The organism is Afipia clevelandensis ATCC 49720, from assembly GCF_000336555.1.
Lineage (GTDB): Bacteria > Pseudomonadota > Alphaproteobacteria > Rhizobiales > Xanthobacteraceae > Afipia > Afipia clevelandensis.
In genome coordinates this window covers 3,669,436-3,688,100 of the sequence record NZ_KB375281.1, presented here as the reverse complement: position 1 = coordinate 3,688,100, position 18,665 = coordinate 3,669,436, and the positions used below count along the sequence as shown (strand labels likewise).

General features: G+C 62.3%; 16 protein-coding genes. 8 read left to right on the top strand and 8 right to left on the bottom strand.

The window, feature by feature from the left end; translation table 11 throughout:
• The first annotated feature begins 143 nt into the window (after positions 1-143).
• Positions 144-704, top strand: a complete 561-nt coding sequence (locus HMPREF9696_RS17640; protein ID WP_002714402.1) for a hypothetical protein — start codon at positions 144-146, stop codon at positions 702-704.
• 74 nt (positions 705-778) lie between these two features.
• On the opposite strand, the gene HMPREF9696_RS17635 is transcribed toward HMPREF9696_RS17640, so the two are convergent.
• From HMPREF9696_RS17635 to HMPREF9696_RS17600, 8 genes are all read right to left on the bottom strand, one after another.
• Complete coding sequence (locus tag HMPREF9696_RS17635) at positions 779-1,405, bottom strand: glutathione S-transferase family protein (protein WP_002714401.1); 627 nt, start codon at positions 1,403-1,405, stop codon at positions 779-781.
• Positions 1,406-1,487: 82 nt separating this feature from the next.
• The gene (glpK, locus tag HMPREF9696_RS17630; RefSeq protein ID WP_002714400.1) at positions 1,488-2,996 is read right to left on the bottom strand and encodes a glycerol kinase GlpK; all 1,509 of its coding nucleotides are present in this window, start codon (positions 2,994-2,996) and stop codon (positions 1,488-1,490) included.
• Positions 2,997-3,241: 245 nt separating this feature from the next.
• Positions 3,242-4,015: an SDR family NAD(P)-dependent oxidoreductase gene (locus HMPREF9696_RS17625; protein WP_002714399.1), complete on the bottom strand. Its 774-nt coding sequence runs from the start codon at positions 4,013-4,015 to the stop codon at positions 3,242-3,244.
• Positions 4,016-4,193: 178 nt separating this feature from the next.
• A complete protein-coding gene (gene pimD / locus HMPREF9696_RS17620; protein WP_002714398.1) occupies positions 4,194-5,333 on the bottom strand; it encodes a pimeloyl-CoA dehydrogenase small subunit in 1,140 nt (379 codons plus the stop codon).
• A 166-nt stretch (positions 5,334-5,499) separates the two neighbouring features.
• Complete coding sequence (gene pimC, locus HMPREF9696_RS17615; protein WP_002714397.1) at positions 5,500-6,687, bottom strand: pimeloyl-CoA dehydrogenase large subunit; 1,188 nt, start codon at positions 6,685-6,687, stop codon at positions 5,500-5,502.
• Between the two features lie 189 nt (positions 6,688-6,876).
• Positions 6,877-8,061, bottom strand: a complete 1,185-nt coding sequence (locus HMPREF9696_RS17610; protein ID WP_002714396.1) for an acetyl-CoA C-acyltransferase — start codon at positions 8,059-8,061, stop codon at positions 6,877-6,879.
• Positions 8,058-9,740 carry a dicarboxylate--CoA ligase PimA gene (gene pimA / locus HMPREF9696_RS17605; protein WP_002714395.1) on the bottom strand — a complete coding sequence of 561 codons (1,683 nt, stop codon included), beginning with the start codon at positions 9,738-9,740 and terminating at the stop codon, positions 8,058-8,060. Before pimA ends, HMPREF9696_RS17610 begins: the two co-directional genes overlap by 4 nt.
• A 14-nt stretch (positions 9,741-9,754) precedes the next feature.
• Positions 9,755-11,842 (bottom strand): 3-hydroxyacyl-CoA dehydrogenase NAD-binding domain-containing protein, encoded by a 2,088-nt coding sequence (locus HMPREF9696_RS17600; protein ID WP_002714394.1) that lies wholly within the window; start codon positions 11,840-11,842, stop codon positions 9,755-9,757.
• A 130-nt stretch (positions 11,843-11,972) separates the two neighbouring features.
• On the opposite strand from HMPREF9696_RS17600, the gene HMPREF9696_RS17595 reads away from it, so the two are divergent.
• The 7 genes from HMPREF9696_RS17595 to HMPREF9696_RS17565 form a co-directional block, all read left to right on the top strand.
• Positions 11,973-12,851 (top strand): IclR family transcriptional regulator, encoded by an 879-nt coding sequence (locus HMPREF9696_RS17595; RefSeq protein WP_002714393.1) that lies wholly within the window; start codon positions 11,973-11,975, stop codon positions 12,849-12,851.
• Positions 12,852-13,171: 320 nt separating this feature from the next.
• Entirely contained in the window at positions 13,172-13,966 is a 795-nt protein-coding gene (locus HMPREF9696_RS17590) for an ABC transporter ATP-binding protein (RefSeq protein ID WP_002714392.1), read from the top strand.
• Positions 13,963-14,676: an ABC transporter ATP-binding protein gene (locus HMPREF9696_RS17585; protein WP_002714391.1), complete on the top strand. Its 714-nt coding sequence runs from the start codon at positions 13,963-13,965 to the stop codon at positions 14,674-14,676. Before HMPREF9696_RS17590 ends, HMPREF9696_RS17585 begins: the two co-directional genes overlap by 4 nt.
• Positions 14,677-14,686: 10 nt before the next feature.
• Entirely contained in the window at positions 14,687-15,565 is an 879-nt protein-coding gene (locus HMPREF9696_RS17580; protein WP_002714390.1) for a branched-chain amino acid ABC transporter permease, read from the top strand.
• Between the two features lie 2 nt (positions 15,566-15,567).
• The gene (locus tag HMPREF9696_RS17575) at positions 15,568-16,581 is read left to right on the top strand and encodes a branched-chain amino acid ABC transporter permease (RefSeq protein ID WP_002714389.1); all 1,014 of its coding nucleotides are present in this window, start codon (positions 15,568-15,570) and stop codon (positions 16,579-16,581) included.
• 202 nt (positions 16,582-16,783) lie between these two features.
• Positions 16,784-18,013, top strand: a complete 1,230-nt coding sequence (locus HMPREF9696_RS17570) for an ABC transporter substrate-binding protein (RefSeq protein WP_002714388.1) — start codon at positions 16,784-16,786, stop codon at positions 18,011-18,013.
• Between the two features lie 203 nt (positions 18,014-18,216).
• Positions 18,217-18,665 (top strand): ABC transporter substrate-binding protein (locus HMPREF9696_RS17565; protein ID WP_002714387.1); only part of this gene is annotated, 449 nt, incomplete at its 3' end.

Here is an 18,665-nt window from a genome sequence, read left to right as displayed (position 1 = left end):
CAAGACGATGCCACATATGTGGCAGCTCACATCATCTCACAGCGATTTCGTTTCACGCGCGTGTGACATCAATCATGATGGAACACGGAACTGCTCTCCGGATGAGACGTTGGTGCGGCGCCAACTCACATAAAGGAGCCAACATGAAAAAGGTGAGCCTTTTCGCCGCCGCTGCGGCTGTCACCGCTCTTGCCGCCTCGCCGGTATTTGCAAAGGATTCGATGGAGCCGCGCTCCACGACGCATGTCAAAAGCTACAAGCACAACATGAAGCGGATGAAGACCAGTTCGCGCATGTATCGTCATCGCGATGCGGCCTATCTGCGCAGCGCCTCCCAAGGCTGGGGCGACCGCGCCAACTGGAACGGACGCGGTGACTGGAACAATCGCGGATGGGACAATCGCAGCAGCGGCTTCTGGCCGGCCGATGTGGTCGGCGGCGCAATCGGCACCGCGGGCGCGATTGCGACGGGCGCTGTGAATACCGCAGGCGCCATCGCCACCGCGCCGTTCGGCGGACCGTATCGTGACGGCTACGCCTATCGTGACACCTACGCCTATGGCGGGCCGGAATATGCCGCAGGTTACAACTATGACGGCGTGGCGATCGCCTACTCGCCGAATTACGCGGCGCGGAACGGATTTGTCTGTCAGCCAGGCACGATGTTCAAGAACAAGGCCGGCCAGATGCAGCTTTGCCAGTAAGGCTTCAATACGGATGAATCGGAATGGCCGGGGTTCGCTCCGGCCATTTTATTTGCGCCCGCTCCCGCGCGCGTTCAGTTCGGCGGCGCGAGCGGCTGCACGATCTCCTGAAACGGGGGCAGCGCCTCGCACGTTTCGGCATGCCGATCCAGCGCCGGATAGCGCGCCGCCTCGAACAGGCCGGCATGGGCTTCGCGGGTGAAGCGCACGACACAGGCCACCGCGATATCGGCGTGGGTGAGCTGATCGCCGAACCAGTAGCGGGTCTTGATCTGGCTGCGCTCGCTTTCAAGAACCGCAAGAACACCGGCGATCTGCGCCCGGCATCGCTCCACCCAGCGTTTCGATTCCTCGCCGCGCAGCACCCGCTCATAGAGCAGGCTCACCGACTTGTCGGCAAGGCCGGTGGCCAGTGCGCAGACATGCAGAACCTCGCGCCGCACATGGCCGCAATCGGGGATCAGCGCCCGTGACGGACCGGCCAATTCATCGAGATAATCGAGGATCGCCGTGCTTTCGATCAGCACCTCGCCGTCGTCGAGCACCAGCGTCGGCACCCGCATCAGCGGATTGTAGAGCGCGATTTTCTCGGCGTCGCCAAAGGTGGACCACGGCGTCTGCTCGAACGGAATGCCATAGAAACGCAGCGCCAGCGCGACACGGCGCACAAAAGGGGAATCATACTGGCCGATCAGATTCATTGGATGATCTCCGGAACGACACGGCGATTACACCCGGCAACGCACCCGGCTGGCAAGCATGTTCTGCTTTCAAAAACCGAACTCAGTCTTCGCCGGGATCGGATGCGAGTACGCCCTTCACCGCCTGCGACCAGCCTTTCAGTTTGCGCGTGCGGGTGGCGTCCGACATGTTCGGCTTGAAGCGCCGCTCCAGCCGCCAGGAGTCCGCAAAACGCGCGGGCTCGGGATAGATGCCAGCGCCAAGGCCCGCGAGATAGGCTGCTCCTAACGCCGTTGTTTCCTGAATCATCGGGCGATCCACCGGCGCGTCGAGCAGATCGGCGAGCCGCTGCATGGTCCAGTCCGACGCGGTCATGCCGCCATCGACACGCAAGACCGTGTTGGCCTGCTTCGCCTCGGGCCAGTCGGCGCGCATCGCGGCCCACAGGTCGTAGGTCTGGTAGCAGACGCTTTCCAGCACGGCATGGGCCAGTTCCGCCGGGCCGGTATTGCGCGTCAGCCCGAACAGCGCGCCGCGCACCCGCGGATTCCAGTATGGCGCGCCGAGGCCGACAAACGCCGGCACCAGATAGACCGACTGCATGGTGTCGTTTTCATCCGCCAGCGGTCCCGTCTCGCTCGCATGCTTGATCAGGCCAAGCCCGTCGCGCAGCCATTGCACGGCCGAGCCCGCGACAAAGATCGAGCCTTCCAGCGCATAGGTGCGCTGGCCGTTCAACTGATAGGCCACCGTGGTGAGCAGCTTGTTGGTGGACGAGACAGCCGTGGTGCCGGTGTTGAGCAGCGCGAAGCAGCCGGTGCCGTAGGTGGACTTCATCATGCCCGGCGTGAAGCAGGCCTGCCCGATGGTCGCGGCCTGCTGATCGCCGGCGATGCCGCGCACCGCGATCGAACCGCCGAGCAGTTCGGGCACAGTGGTGCCGTAGCTGGCGGAGGAATCGCGCACGTCCGGCAGCATCGAGCGCGGAACGCGCAGCAGCTTCAGGAGATCGTCGTCCCATTGGCCGGTGTGGATATTGAACAGCAGCGTGCGCGAGGCATTGGTGGCGTCGGTGGCGTGGACCTTGCCGCCGGTCAGCCGCCAGAGCAGATACGAATCCACCGTGCCGAACATCAATTCGCCGCGCTCGGCGCGTTCGCGCGCGCCCGGGACCTGATCCAAGATCCACGCCACCTTGGTGCCGGAGAAATACGGGTCGATGATCAAACCGGTGCGCGATGTGACCAGCGGCTCATGACCGTCGGCTTTCAGCTTGGCGCAAATCTCCGCCGTGCGCCGGTCCTGCCAGACAATGGCGCGATGCACGGCGCGCCCGGTGGCGCGGTCCCACACCACCGTGGTCTCGCGCTGGTTGGTGATGCCGATGGCGGCGATGTCGGCGGCCTGAACGCCGGCCTTGCTCATGACCTCGCGGCAGGTCGCAAGCGTCGAGGTCCAGATGTCCTCCGGCTCATGCTCGACCCATCCGGAGGCCGGAAAATGCTGCTGGAATTCCTGCTGGGCCTGCGCCGCAATGGAAATATCGGATCGAAACACAATGGCGCGCGACGATGTCGTGCCCTGGTCGATCGCAAGAATGTGGGACGCCATGCCGTTTCCTCGAATGCTTTTCGTTTCATGATGGAAACGCAAACAAAGCGATTACGCGGGCGGGCGTCAAGAAGTGCGAACAAGCAACCCGCATGACGCGCTCCCTCTCCCCGCTCGCGGGGAGAGGGTTGGGGTGAGGGGCAAAAGTGCTGCGACCGAGAAAAAGGCCCTCACCCGGATCGCAAAAGCGATCCGACCTCTCTCCGCGGGCGGGGAGAGGTGAAGACGAAGCGCTTTTGGATGGCTCACACAGCCGCGGTGGTCACGCCGCCGTCGATGACGATGGTCTGGCCGGTCATGAAGGTCGAGGCGTCGGAGGCAAGATAGACCACCGCGCCCGCGATCTCGTGCGGCTCGCCGATCCGGCGCAGCGGCGTGGTCGCGGTGCGGCGCTTCAGGTTCTCCTGGTCCTCCCACAGCGCGCGGGCGAAATCGGTTTTTACCAAACCCGGCGCGATGCAGTTGACCCGCACATTCTTCGGACCCCACTCGCCGGCAAGGCTGCGCGCCAGCGAGAAGTCGGCGGCTTTGGAAATGCCGTAGGCGCCGATCACGGTCGATCCGCGCAAGCCGCCGATCGAGGAAATGATGACCACCGAGCCGCCGCCGCGCTCGGCCATGTGCGGCATCGCCTGCTTGCAGAGCCAGATGTTGCTCTTGATGTTGGCGCCCATGATCTTGTCGAACGCTTCGTCCGTGATGTCGAGCAGCGGGCCGTAATAGGGATTCACCGCTGCGTTACAAATGAGACTGTCGATTTTGCCGTAATGCTTGATGGTGCCGGCGATCAGCGCGTCCACTTCCTCGCGCCGGGAAATGTTGCAGGGAATGACATGGGCATCGCCACCCGCCTTGCGGATGCCCTCCGCGACAGCCTCGCAGGCATCGGCCTTGCGGCTGGAGATCACCACCTTCGCGCCCAACTGTGCCAGCATTTCCGCGGAGGCGCGGCCGATGCCGCGGCTCGAACCGGTGACGACAGCGACTTTTCCGGTGAGATCGAAGGGAGAAGTTGGCATGGCGTTCCTTGATTTTTGTTGTTTTGGAAGATGTCACGCAAAGCCTCCCTCTCCCCGCAAGCGGAGAGAGGGTCGGGGTGAGGGGCGGAAACTTGCGCAATCGGAGAGTAGGCCCCTCACCCGGATCGCAAGAGCGATCCGACCTCTCCCCGCAAATGGGGAGAGGTGTAAGAGACAATCAGACCAGCGAGCCGGCCGAAGCGACGCGGCGCAGGTGGTAGTCGGTGTCGCCGAAGGTGTTCTCGATCACTGACAGCCGCTTGAAGTAGTGGCCGATGGCCGCTTCCATGGTCATGCCGATGCCGCCATGAAGCTGGATCGCCTGCTGGCCGACGAACTTCGACGACTTGCCGACCTGAACCTTGGACGCCGCAACCGCAGACGCGCGCTCGTCGTCCGGCAATTCGGTCGCCATCGCCGCGAACAGCGCCATGCTGCGCGCCTGCTCCAGGTTCACGAACATCTCGGCGGCGCGGTGCTGCAGCGACTGGAAGGTGCCGATGGCCACGCCGAACTGCTTGCGGGTCTTGAGGTATTCGACGGTCATCTTGAGCGACTCTTCCATCGCGCCGATGGCTTCGGAGCACATCGCGATGCGAGCCTCGTCCACCACACGCTCGACCAGCGCGAGGCCCTTGGCCGGATCGCCGAGCAGAGCGTCCTTGCCGACTTCGACGCCCTCGAACCGGATGTCGGCGGCGCGCATGCTGTCCTGCGTGGCGTAGCCCTTGACGGTCACGCCCTTGGCGTTGGCCGGCACAAGGAACACGCCGATGCCGTCACGGTCGCGCTGACCGCCGGAGGTGCGCGCGGTCACGATCAGCGTGTTGGCGCTGTCGCCGTGAAGAACCACGAACTTCTCGCCATCGATGACCCAGCCGTCGCCCTTCTTCTTGGCGGTGGTGGAGACATCCGCGAGATTGTAGCGCGAGTTCTTCTCGAGCTGCGCGAAGGCCAGCGTCTTGCTGCCGTCGATGATCGAGGGAATATGCGCGGCCTTCTGCTCGTCGGATGCGCCGTGGCGCAGGAAGCCGCCGCCGATCACCACCGTGGTCAGATAAGGCTCGAGCACCAGCGAGCGGCCGAGCGATTCCATCACGATAGCGGTTTCCACCGCGCCCGCGCCAAAGCCGCCGTCGTTCTCGGAGAACGGCAGGCCGAGCAGGCCTTGCTCCGCCAGCTTGCCCCAGACCTGACGGCTCCAGCCGTCCTTTTCCGCGGCATACTTCTTGCGCTGCTCGAAGTCATACGAGTCAGCCAGCAGCCCGTCGACGCTGTCTTTCAGGAGCCGCTGCTCCTCGGAGAGATCGAAATCCATAGTGTGTTCCTCGAATAAACCAAAACATCGTCATTGCGAGGAGCGAAGCGACGAAGCAATCCAGCTTGGATAAACTAAAGATGGATTGCTTCGCTTCGCTCGCAATGACGGAACGTGAGAGCGTTGCAAGCCCCCTCCCCGCAAACGCGGGGAGAAGTGGGCGTCACTAAAGTCCCAGCACCGCCTTCGCGATGATGCCGCGCTGGATCTCGTTGGAACCGCCGTAGATCGAGACCTTGCGGTAGTTGAAGTAGTGTGGAGCGGTGTGCGACTCCCAGCCTGCTTCCTCGTTGCCGATGCCTTCTTCCGGCAGGTACGGCACCGCGAAGGGACCCGCGACCTCGACCAGCAGTTCGGAAATGGTCTGCTGAATCTCCGAGCCCTTGATCTTGAGGATCGAGGAGGCCGGGTCCGGCTTGCCCTTGCCGTTCTTGGTCTCGTTGGCGATGACGCGCATCACCGACAGTTCGAGCGCCTTGAGTTCGATCTCGGTGGCGGCGAGCTTCTCGCGGAAACGGTCGTCCTCGATCAGCGGCTTGCCGTTGGCTTCGACCGTCTGGGCCAGTTCACGCACGCGGCGGATGCGCTCCTTGGACATGCCGACGCGGGCGATGTTGGTGCGTTCGTTGCCGAGCAGGAACTTCGCATAGTCCCAGCCCTTGTTTTCCTGACCGACCAGATTAGCGACCGGCACCTCGACGTCGTCGAAGAACACTTCGTTGACTTCGTGACCGCCGTCGATGGTCTGGATCGGACGCACGGTGATGCCGCGCGACTTCATGTCGATCAGGATGAACGAAATGCCTTCCTGCTTCTTCGCATCCGGATTGGTGCGGCAGAGGCAGAAGATCCAGTCAGCGTGCTGACCGAGCGTGGTCCAGGTCTTCTGGCCGTTGATGACGTAGACGTCGCCCTTGCGCTTTGCGGTGGTCTTGAGCGAGGCGAGGTCGGAGCCGGAGCCGGGCTCGGAGAAGCCCTGGCACCACCAGTCGTCGAGATTGGCGATGCGCGGCAGGTAATACTTCTTCTGCTCGTCGTTGCCGAAGGTGTAGATCACCGGGCCGACCATGTTGACGCCGAACGCCAGCGGTGACGGCGCAGGAGTGGCCTGCAGCTCTTCAAGGAAGATGTGCTGCTTGGCCGGCGACCAGCCGGTGCCGCCGTATTCCTTCGGCCAGTGCGGAACGCCCCATCCCTTCTTGTTGAGGATGCGGGTCCAGGTGATGATGTCGTCCTTGCTCGGATGACCGCCGTCGATCAGCTTCTTGTGCAACGCGGGCGGGATGTTTTCGCGGAAGAACTTGCGCACTTCTTCGCGGAAAGCATTTTCTTCCTGGGTGAAATTGAGATCCACGGGGGTCCTCCTGGGAGTCTGACTGGAAATAACAGTCCGGGATTTCAGCCTCTTGTTCTATTCGCCGATTGTAGACCGACAGAACCGGGAGGCAATTCGGCAGTTGGATTTTGACTGCCTTTCGCGCCGGACGCGCGGTGCCGGTTGCCCGCTTCTCAGGTGAAAAGAGGACAACCGGCTGCGTGATGCTTACTGCAGGATTTCAAACAGGCCGGCAGCGCCCTGACCACCACCGATGCACATGGTGACCACGCCGTACTTGGCCTTGCGGCGACGGCCTTCGATGAGGACATGACCCGCGAGACGCGCGCCGGTCATGCCGTAAGGATGGCCAACCGCAACCGAACCGCCGCTGACGTTGAGCTTTTCGGGATCGATGCCGAGCTTGTCGCGGCAATAGAGCACTTGCACGGCGAACGCTTCGTTCAACTCCCACATATCAATGTCGTCGATCTTGAGACCATGACGCTGAAGCAGACGCGGAATCGCAAACACCGGACCGATGCCCATTTCATCCGGCTCACAACCGGCGGCGACGAAGCCGCGGAAGATGCCGAGCGGCTTGAGGCCACGCTTGGCGGCTTCCTTGTCGCTCATGATGACGGTGGCGCTGGCGCCGTCCGACAACTGGCTGGCGTTGCCCGCGGTGATGGAGCCGCCTTCGCGCACCGGCTTCAGGCTTGCGAGGCCTTCCGCGGTGGTCTCCGGACGCGGACCTTCATCCTGCGACAGGGTGATGTCCTTGTAGGAGACTTCCTTGGTGTTCTTGTCGACAACCGCCATCTTGGTCGAGATCGGAGCGATTTCGTCCTTGAAGCGGCCGCCCTGCTGCGCGGCTGCGGTGCGGCGCTGGCTTTCCAGCGAGTACTCGTCCTGCTTCTCGCGCGAAATGCCGTAACGCTTGGCCACCACTTCGGCGGTGTCGAGCATCGCCATGTAGACGTCGCCCTTGATCGCCTTCAACGCGGGATCGACCGCGTGGAACAGGTTCATGTGCTCGTTCTGCACGAGGCTGATGGACTCGCCGCCGCCGCCGACCGCGATCTGAACGCCGTCATGAATCACCGAACGCGCGGCGAGCGCGATGGCCTGCAGGCCCGAGGCGCACTGGCGGTCAATGGTAGTGCCGCCGACCGTGACCGGAAGCCCTGCGCGCAGCGCGGCCTTGCGGGCGATGTTGCCGGCAGTGGCGCCCTGCTGCATGGCAGCGCCCATCACCACATCCTCGATCTCCGCAGGATCGACACCGGCGCGCTTGACCGCCTGCTCGATAGCGTGGCCGAGCAGCGTCGCGCCTTCGGTGTTGTTGAGCGCGCCGCGATAGGCCTTGCCGATCGGCGTGCGGGCGGTGGAGACGATAACGGCTTCGGTCATGAGCGACCTCCTGTTGCAAGTTTGGGTTGTGGCGTATTCTGACGTTGCTGGTTGCGGAGTTCGTGGCGGGACAGCTTGCCCACGCTGGTGCGTGGCAATTCTTTAAGGAACTCGACCGCCACTGGCAATTCGTGCTTGCCGAGCTTTCCGGTCAGGAAAGCGCGTAAATCCTCGATGGTGAAAGGCTCCGCTCCGGCGCGCAGCGTGATGAAAGCCTTGGAGGCTTCGCCGCGATAATCATCCGGAATGCCGATGACGATGACTTCCTGCACCGACGGATGGGTGTAGATCGCCTGCTCGATCATCTGCGGATAGACGTTGAAGCCGCCGGAGATGATCATGTCCTTCTTGCGGTCGACCAGATAGAAATAGCCGTCGCTGTCCATGTAACCGATATCGCCGGTGAGGAAGCGGTCGCCGACAAAGGCCTCCGCAGTTTCCGCCTCGCGATTCCAGTAGCCTTTGGTGACGTTCGGGCCGCGGATGCGGATTTCGCCGGTCTCGCCGACCGGCATCACCTGCTTCGGATCGTCCAGCGACACCACATCCATCTCGATGCCGGGCAGCATCAGGCCGATGGAGCCCGGCTTCTCCGGGCCCTCCGGCGGATGGCCGGTGCCGGGCGAACAGGTCTCGGTCATGCCCCAGCCGCTCTTCAAGGCGAGCTTGGTCTTGCGCTCGAACACCTTGGCGACCTCGACCGGCAGCGGCGCGCCACCCGAACCGGCGAAGGCCAGTGACGACAGGTCGCGCTTGTCGAGATCGGGCAGGCTGGCGATGGCGATCCACATGGTCGGCACGCCGGGGAACGCTGTGGCGCGCTTGACCTCGATATCGCGCATCACCGCGTCGAGGTCGAACCGCTGATGCAGCGAGATCAGGTCGCCGTTCTTCAGCGTGCGCAGCAGGACGACGGTGAGCGCGTAAATGTGAAACAGCGGCAGAACGAGAATGACGCGCTCGATGGTGTTGCGCGCCGCTTTCTGGTTCGCGCCCCACACGTCATAGATCGAGACCGCCGAGGTGAGATTGCCGTGGGTGAGCATCGCGCCCTTGGGCAATCCGGTGGTGCCGCCCGTATATTGCAGGAGTGCAATATCGTCGGCGTCGATCTGCGGCCAGGCCGCGGGCGGCTGCGCGCCGCGGGCGAAGTCCTTGAAGGTCACGATCGCCGGGTTGGACGGGATCGCGGTTTGCGGATTGCCGACATCGCCCCAGGTCTGGTCCTCGCAGACAATGAGTTTGTCGAGCAGACCCTTTTCAAGGAATTTCAGCGCGGTCGGCAGCAGGGTCGCGAGGCTGCTGGTGACCAGAATGCGCGCGCCGGAGTCTTTCAGCTTGTGGGTGAGTGCGATCTCGCCATCGAGCGGCGAAAGATGCACCACACGCGCGCCGGCCTTCAGCGCGCCGAAGAAATTCACCGGATGATCCGGTGTATTCCCGAGAAACAGCGCAATCGACGATCCCTTGCCGTAACCGGCACGAAGAAACGCCGATGCCGCGACGTCCGCCATGTCCTTCAACTGGACAAAACTGATCGGGCGGTCGCGGAATTCAATCGCGGGACGCGGACCGAAGTCCGCCGCCGCCTTCGACAACAGATCCGGCAAGGTGCCGCGCGGGATCGGTGAATCCCAGCGCACACCCTGCGGATAGTACTGTTCGCCCGGATGGGTCATCCGCGAGCCCTCGATCAGCCCTTGGCGAGGGACGCGAATGTCTTGCCTTCGTCAGCCAGACGCTTGAGCAGCGGTGCAGGCTCCAGCGACGGATCGTTGGTCTGCTTGGCGTAGAACGACAAGCGATCCGCGATCTTCTTGAGGCCGACCTGATCGGCATAGAACATCGGGCCGCCGCGATAGATCGGCCAGCCGTAGCCATAGAGCCAGACCACGTCGATGTCACTCGGGCGCGCCGCGATCTTCTCTTCAAGGATGCGCGCACCCTCGTTGATCATTGGGTACACCATGCGCTCCAGAATTTCCTCGTCGGAGATCTCGCGGCGCTTGAGACCGAGCTTGGCGAGCGTCTCGTCGATCAGCTTCTCGACCTCCGGATCGGGCAGCGGCGAGCGCGAACCCTGCTCGTACTTGTAGTAGCCCTTGCCGGTCTTCTGGCCGAAACGGCCCGCCTCGCACAGCGCGTCGGCGATTTCCGACTTGATGCCGCGATCCTTGCGCGAGCGCCAGCCGATATCGAGACCCGCGAGGTCGCCCATGGCGAACGGACCCATCGGCATGCCGAACTTGGTGACGACGGCGTCGACCTGCTGCGGCAGCGCGCCCTCGAACAGGAACTTCTCCGACTGCTTGGAGCGGGCCGCGAGCATGCGGTTGCCGACGAAGCCGTCGCAGACACCGACCACCACCGGCACCTTCGCGATTTTCTTGGCGATGTTCACCGCCGTGACCAGCGCGTCCGGCGCAGTCTTCGCGCCGCGCACGATTTCGCACAGCTTCATGACGTTGGCCGGCGAGAAGAAGTGCATGCCGAGCACGTCCTGCGGACGCTTGGTGACATCTGCGATCTTGTTGATGTCCAGATAGGAGGTGTTCGACGCCAGCACCGCACCGGGCTTGGCGAACTGGTCGAGTTTGGTGAAGACCTCCTTCTTGATCTCCATGGTCTCGAACACCGCCTCGATGATGAGGTCAGCATCCTTGACGTTTTCAAGACCGACGGCCCCCTTGATCAGGCCCATGCGCTTCGCCGGCGCGTCCGCCGGAATGCCGCCGCGCGCCGCGGTGGCTTCGTAATTCTTCTGCATGATGCCGAGGCCGCGCTTCAGCGGCTCGTCGGCCATTTCAATGATCGTGACCGGAATGCCGGCATTGGCAAACGACATTGCGATGCCGCCGCCCATGGTGCCGGCGCCGATCACGGCAACCTGCTTGACCTCGCGGCCCTTGGTGCCATCCGGCACGCCGTCGATCTTGGCGGCCGCGCGTTCGGCAAAGAACGCATAACGCTGCGCCTTGGACTGATCGCCATTCATCAGCTTGAGGAAAAGTTCGCGCTCGGTCTTCAGCGCCTGATCGAACGGCTGATCGAGGGAATGGCTGACCGCCTCCGCCGCCGTCACCGGCGCTTCGAGACCGCGACTGCGTTTATTTGCCGCAGCCGCCGCGTTGGTGAAGATCGACCTGTCTGCTTTTGCGGCAGCCAGCTTGGAATCGTCATCGCGCAGGCGGCGCAGCGGACGCTTCTCCGCAACGATCTTGCGCGCGAAAGACTCGCCGCCGACGGCCGGAGGCGCATCGACGATCTCCTCGATGAGGCCGTTCTTCAGCGCGTCCTGCGCGCTGATCGGCTCGCCGCCGACAATCATCTTCACAGCGAGTTCCGGACCGACCGCACGCGGCAGGCGCTGCGTGCCGCCGCCGCCCGGCAGGAGGCCGAGTTTCACTTCGGGCAGGCCGAGCTTGGCGTCCTTGACGGCAACGCGATAGTGACAGCCGAGCGCAAGCTCGAGGCCGCCGCCAAGGGCGGTGCCGTGAATCGCGGCGACCACCGGCTTGGTGGAATTTTCGATAACCTCGATCACTTCATGGAGGCTCGGCGACTGCGGCGGCTTGCCGAACTCTGTAATGTCGGCGCCTGCGACGAAGGTGCGTCCGGCGCATGCAATGACGATAGCCTTCACAGAGTCATCGGCCTGGGCGCTCTTCACGCCTTCGGCAAGGCCCTTGCGCACAGCCGCACTGAGTGCATTCACCGGGGGGCTGTCGATCGTGACAATTGCAATTGCGTCATGACGTTCCACCTTGACCACTTCGCTCACACAACTCTCCTTGCAGCGCTGATTTTTTAAGCATTTTCGCAGTGCGGAATTATATTCCACATCTTGACACGGAGGGATATTTTGAAGCACGTCCTTTGTCAACGAAGACCACATATGCGGTTTTTTACGAATGAAGCGGCCACCGAAAAAACCTGCGACTGATCGCAGTTTTGTTATCGCGCTTTCGCGTGGTCTCGATGTCTTGCGCGCATTTCGTCCAAGCGACGGTCTTCTGGGGAATCAGGAAATCGCGGCGCGCACCAATTTACCCAAGCCGACAATCTCGCGTCTCACCTACACGCTGACCAAGCTCGGCTATCTAACGCCCGTTCCGCGGTTTGAAAAATACCAGCTTGCACCGGCTGCGATGGCGCTGGGTTATTCCGCGCTTGCCAACATGGGCATTCGTCATCTCTCCGATCCGTATCGCGACCAGTTGATGCGCGAAACCGGCGGCGCGGTGGCGATCGGCGCGCGCGACCGTCTCAGCATGATCTATTTCGGACAGAGCCGCAGCGAACTGACCGTGGGCGTGCTGCTCGATGTCGGCTCCAAGGTGCCGATTGCGACAACGGCGATGGGCCGCGCCTATCTGTGGGCATTGCCCGAAGACGAGCGCGCGGAACTGATGCATGAGATCAAGGATCATTCCGGATCGAACTGGCCGAAAATCCGCGACGGCATCGAACGCGCGGGTGAATGCGTCGCCAAACACGGCTTCGCCATGTCGGCCGGCGAGTGGCATAACGACATTCACGCCGTCGGCGTCGCATTGAAACTGAATGACGGAACCGGACCCTATGCCTTCAATTGTGGCGCTCCGGCCTTCAAGTTCAGCGAAGTTCTTTTAAAGAACGATATCGGTCCACGCCTTGTCGCGATGGTGAGAAACATCGAAGTCGCCATGACTGGCACGATCGGACGTGGCATGCCGGGCAAAGATCCGGCTATCAAAAAGGTCAAAACAAACGGGGGGAAGGCACAGCGCGTCGCAGAGGGCATCAGGTAGCGCACCGAACTGCATGCAGAGGCATCTTCTTCCTGCTGCGGACGCACTTGCGCGAAATCCGTTCATAGTTCTATAAAAGAACTATGAGTGGGTGGCCATCGGCGACGATGGAAGAGTTCTGACAAGTTGCAGTCCGGATGCGCTCGCACATTGCGCGCGGCCTGCAAAACAAAGAAACTGCAAACAGACACGACCACCAGAAAAAAATGCAATCACCAGGAGGACAAGGTGCACGTATCAATGAGGGGAACAGATAACCGCGGCTGCCGCGGTATCATGCAGGGTATGGGCGCGGCCCGGCCTTGCCGGAACATCAGCGTATGATGCAGGCACAGGCGCAGGGGCAAGCCCCCTTGCTCACCGTGCGCGACGTTTCTGTCGTGTTCGGTGGCATCGTTGCGTTGAATGGCGTGTCGTTCGATATGAAGAAGGGCCAGGTTCTCGGCCTGATCGGACCGAACGGCGCCGGCAAGACGACGCTGTTTAACTGCCTGAGCCGGCTCTATCAGCCGAGCCAGGGCGAGATTCTGATGGAGGGCACCAGTATCCTCCAGTATCAGCCGCAGAAGATCGCAGATGTCGGCATCGGCCGCACGTTCCAGAACGTCGCGCTGTTCCCCCGCCTCACCGTGCGGGACAACATCCGCATCGGCGGACACTGCCGCACGAAAAGCGACTTCGTCAGCGACGCGCTGAAGCTGCCGTGGGTCCGCGAACAGGAGCGCAAGCTCGACGCGACGGTCCACGAAATCCTCGATTATCTCGATCTGCACGACGTCGCCGATCGTGAAGTGGCGGGCCTGCCGTTCGGCACGCAGAAGCGCGTCGAGCTTGGCCGGGCGCTTGCCGCCGAGCCGAAGATCCTGCTGCTCGACGAGCCCGCGGGCGGCCTCAACCACGAGGAAGTCTACGTTCTCGGCGACCTGATCTGCCGCATCCGCGACCAGCGCAACATCACGGTTCTGCTCGTCGAACATCACATGGGATTGGTGATGAAGATCGCCGATCACGTCGTCGCGCTGAACTTCGGCAAGAAGCTCGCCGAAGGCACGCCATCTCAGGTGCAGTCCGACCCGGACGTCATCAAGGCCTATCTGGGGAGCAAGGACCAATGAGCACCATGCTGGCAATCAAGGATCTGCGCGCCTATTACGGCCAGATCCAGGCCCTTCATGGGCTTGAATTCTCGCTCGACGAGGGCAGCGTCACCACGCTGCTCGGCGCCAACGGCGCCGGCAAGACCACGACGCTGCGCGCGATCTGCAACATGATCCGCTCCACCGGCAACATCGAGTTTGAAGGCAAGCCGCTGACCGGCGTGTCCACCGAAAACGTGGTCCGGCTCGGCATCGCGCACGTTCCGCAGGGCCGCGGCACCTTCACCAACATGACGGTGGAGGAAAACCTGCAGCTCGGCGCGATCTCGCGCAAGGATGTGAAAAACATCCCGGACGACATCGAACGCATGTATGCGCACTTCCCGGTGCTCAAGCAGCGTCACACCCAGCAGGCCGGAACGCTCTCCGGCGGCGAACAGCAGATGCTCGCGGTCGCCCGCGCGCTGATGCTGCGTCCCCGCCTGATGCTGCTGGACGAACCGTCGTTCGGCCTCGCGCCGCTGATTGTGCGTGACCTGTTCGGCATTCTTGGCAAGATCAACCGTGAAGAGAAGGTGACGATCCTGGTGGTCGAGCAGAACGCCCAGCTCGCGCTCGAAATCGCGCAGCAGGCCTATGTGATCGAAACCGGACGCATCGTGATGTCGGGACCCGCGAAAGATATCGCGAACAACGAAGACATCCGCAAATCCTATCTCGGATACTGAGGACACAGCCATGGAACTGTTTACCAACCAAGTCCTGGCTGGCATTGCCACAGGCGCGATCTACGCCTGCATGGCGCTGGCCGTGGTCATGATCTATCAGGCCATCGACCATCTGAACTTCGCCCAGGGCGAAATGGCGATGTTCTCCACCTTCATCGCCTGGCAGCTCATGCAGTGGGGCCTGCCGTTCTGGCCGGCCTTCCTGCTGACGCTCGTGATTTCGTTCGCAGGCGGCATCATCCTCGAACGCGCGCTGTTCAAGCCGCTGACCAATGCACCGGTGCTGGTGCATGTCGCCGGCTTCATCGCGCTGTTCGCCATTCTCAACAGCGTCGCGGGCCTGACCTGGGACTTCACCATCAAGCAGTTCCCCTCGCCGTTCGGCTCGTCGGGCTTCCTCGGCAGCCAGCTCATCTCCACCCACCAGGCGGGCATGATTGGCGTCACGCTGGTGCTGCTGCTGCTGCTCTACATCTTCTTCCGCTTTACGCGGGTGGGTCTGGCGATGCGGGCGGCGGCGTCGCTGCCTGAATCGGCGCGCCTCGTCGGCATCAACACGAGCTGGATGATCGCGCTCGGCTGGGGCATGGCCTCGTCCATCGGCGCCATCGCCGGTCTTCTGATCGCTCCGGTGGTGTTCCTCGAGCCCAACATGATGGGCGGCATCCTGCTGTACGGCTTCGCGGCAGCGGTGCTCGGCGGCCTCACCTCGCCGTTCGGCGCGGTGGTCGGCGGCTTCCTGGTCGGCGTGTTCGAGAACCTGGTCGGCACCTACATTCCGGGCGTCGGCAACGAGCTGAAACTGCCCATCGCGCTGGCACTGATCATCATCGTGCTTGTCATCAAACCGTCCGGTCTGTTCGGCCGCAAAATCGTGCAGCGAGTTTAATCATGAGCACCGTTCAGGACTCCGTTACACAGACCGCAGCCGTCTCCGCCCCGGCGAAGAAGTCGATGACAGTCAGCTCCATTGCGACGCTGATTGTCCTTGCGGCACTCATTGTCACACCGCTGTTCGTGAAGAACTTCGTCATCTTTCAGATGACCATGGTGCTGATCTACGCCATCGCCATCCTGGCGCTCAACCTGCTCACCGGGGGCAGCGGCCAGTTCTCGCTCGGCCAGAGCGCGTTCTATGCCGTCGGCGCCTACACCGCCGGCATCATGATGGAACATCTGGGCGTCAACTACGCCCTGACCATTCCGGCCGCCGGCATCGTCTGCTTCATCTTCGGGTTTCTGTTCGGATTCCCGGCGCTGCGGCTGTCGGGGGTCTACCTCGCGCTCGCGACCTTCGCGCTTGCGGTGGCGATGCCGCAAATCCTGAAGCTCAACGTGTTCGAGCACTGGACCGGCGGCGTGCAGGGCCTCGTCATCACCAAGCCGGACGCGCCGTTCGGCCTGCCGATGTCGCAGGACATGTGGCTGTACTACTTCACGCTGTTCATCTCGGGGGTCATCTACCTCCTGGCCGTCAACCTGCTGCGAAGCCGGTCCGGACGCGCACTGATGGCGATCCGCGACAATCCCATCGCCGCCTCGGCGATGGGCGTCGACCTGCCATTGTACAAAACATTGGCATTCGGCGTGTCCGCCGCTTTCACCGGCATCGCCGGTGCGCTCGGGGCCATCGTGGTGCAGTTCGTCGCGCCCGACAGCTTCACCATCCAGCTCGCGATCGCGATTTTCGTGGGCATGGTGGTCGGCGGGGTCGGCTGGCTGCCGGGTTCCCTGGTCGGATCGGCGTTCATCGTGTTCGTGCCGAACGTGGCCGAACACATCTCCAAGGGCCTGTCAGGCGCGGTGTTCGGCGTGTTCCTGTTCGCCGTCATCTTCCTGCTGCCCCACGGCGCCCGGCAGGTGGCCTACATGGTCGAACACCTGTTCAAAAAGGGTAAGCCTTAAAGTCGGGTAACCTTCAACCAGATCGGGGCTTGTATCCGTCCGGTTTGTTTGAGAAGGGTATTTCCGGAACGACCGTTTCCGGATCACGCGGAGGGTCTGATTCAGTCTGAATCAGACCCTTTCGTTTTGCCACGATTTTGCCTCCTGGCATGATTTGTCTCCGGAAACCGGTTCCACGAAGCGGTATCAGGGAGAAACCAGAATGCTTTCCAAATTCAGGCTCAACGTAACTGCGGTGACGGCGATGGCTGCGCTCGCAATGACGAGCGGCCACGCGCTCGCGCAGAAGAAGTACGACACCGGCGCAAGCGACACCGAAATCAAGATCGGCAACATCATGCCGTATAGCGGCCCTGCCTCGGCGTATGGCGTCATCGGGAAGATGGAAGAAGCCTACTTCAAGATGATCAACGAGCAGGGCGGCATCAACGGCCGCAAGATAAACTTCATCACCTATGACGACGGCTATTCCCCGCCGAAGGCCGTCGAACAGGCCCGCAAGCTGGTCGAGAGCGACGAAGTCCTGCTGGTGTTCGGCCCGCTCGGCACCCCGTCCAATTCCGCGATCCAGAAGTACCTGAACGCCAAGAAGGTGCCGCAGCTGTTCGTCGCCACCGGCGCCACCAAGTTCGGCGAGCCGAAGGAATTTCCGTGGACCATGGGCTGGCAGCCGGCCTACCAGAGCGAAAGCCGCGTCTACGCGAAGTATCTTCTGACCAACAAGCCGGATGCGAAGATCGCGGTGATGTATCAGAACGACGACTTCGGCAAGGACATGCTCAAGGGCCTGAAGGACGGCCTCGGCGCGAAGGCTTCGCAGATCGTCGCCGAAGACAGCTATGAGGTGTCGGAGCCAACCATCGACTCGCACATCATCAAGCTGAAGGCGTCGGGCGCCGACGTGTTCGTCAGCTTCACCACGCCGAAGTTCGCCGCCCAGGCAATCAAGAAGGTCGCCGAGCTTGGCTGGAAGCCGACCTACATCCAGAGCAATGTCGGCGCCTCCGTCGGCAGCGTGCTCAAGCCGGCCGGTTTCGAGAACGCGCAGGGCATCCTCTCGGCGGCCTATGCCAAGGACGGCGCGGACCCGCAGTGGGACAACGATGAAGGCATGAAGAAGTTTTACGCCTTCCTCGCCAAGTATGCGCCCGACATGAACAAGACCGACGGCTCGGTCGTCTATGGCTACGGCCAGGCGCAGACCATGGTGCAGGTGCTCAAGCAGGCAGGCGACAACCTGACCCGCGAGAACATCATGAAGCAGGCGGCGAGCCTGAAGGACTTCGTACCCGACACCCTGCTGCCGGGCGTGAAGATCAACACCAGCCCGACCGACTTCTATCCGATTGATCAACTCCAGATCATGCAGTTCAAGGGTGAGAAGTACGAACTGCAGGGACCGATCATCACCGGCGGCATGGGCGGAAGCTGATCTTTCGCCCTGCGAAAGATTACAGTTTGGAAAGGTTATGACTCGACCGGACTGCTCATTAAATCAGCCCTCCGCGACCCTGTCGCGGAGGGCTTTTCATTGAACCGTTCCGTCAACGGGTATTGAATGTCCGTGGGCCGCCAAGAGCCCCGACAGAAAAACAAGAAGAAGAGGACACACACACGACCAAGGAGAAGACTCCAATGACAAAGACTGCGATCCACTCACGACTTGCCATTGCTTCGGCTGCGATGGCGATGGTCCTGGCGACCAGTACAGGCGCGTTCGCCCAGAAGAAATACGGCCCCGGCGTCACCGATACCGAAATCAAGATCGGCAACATCATGCCCTACAGCGGACCGGCCTCCGCGTACGGCGTCATCGGCAAGACGGAGCAGGCCTACTTCAACAAGATCAACGCGGAAGGCGGTATCAACGGCCGCAAGATCAACTTCATCTCCTACGACGACGGCTACTCGCCGCCGAAAGCCGTGGAGCAGGCCCGCAAGCTGGTCGAGAGCGATGAAGTGCTGCTGATCTTCAACTCGCTCGGCACGCCGTCCAATTCGGCCATCCACAAATACATGAACTCCAAGAAGGTCCCGCAACTGTTCGTCGCCACCGGCGCGACCAAGTGGAACGACCCGAAGGA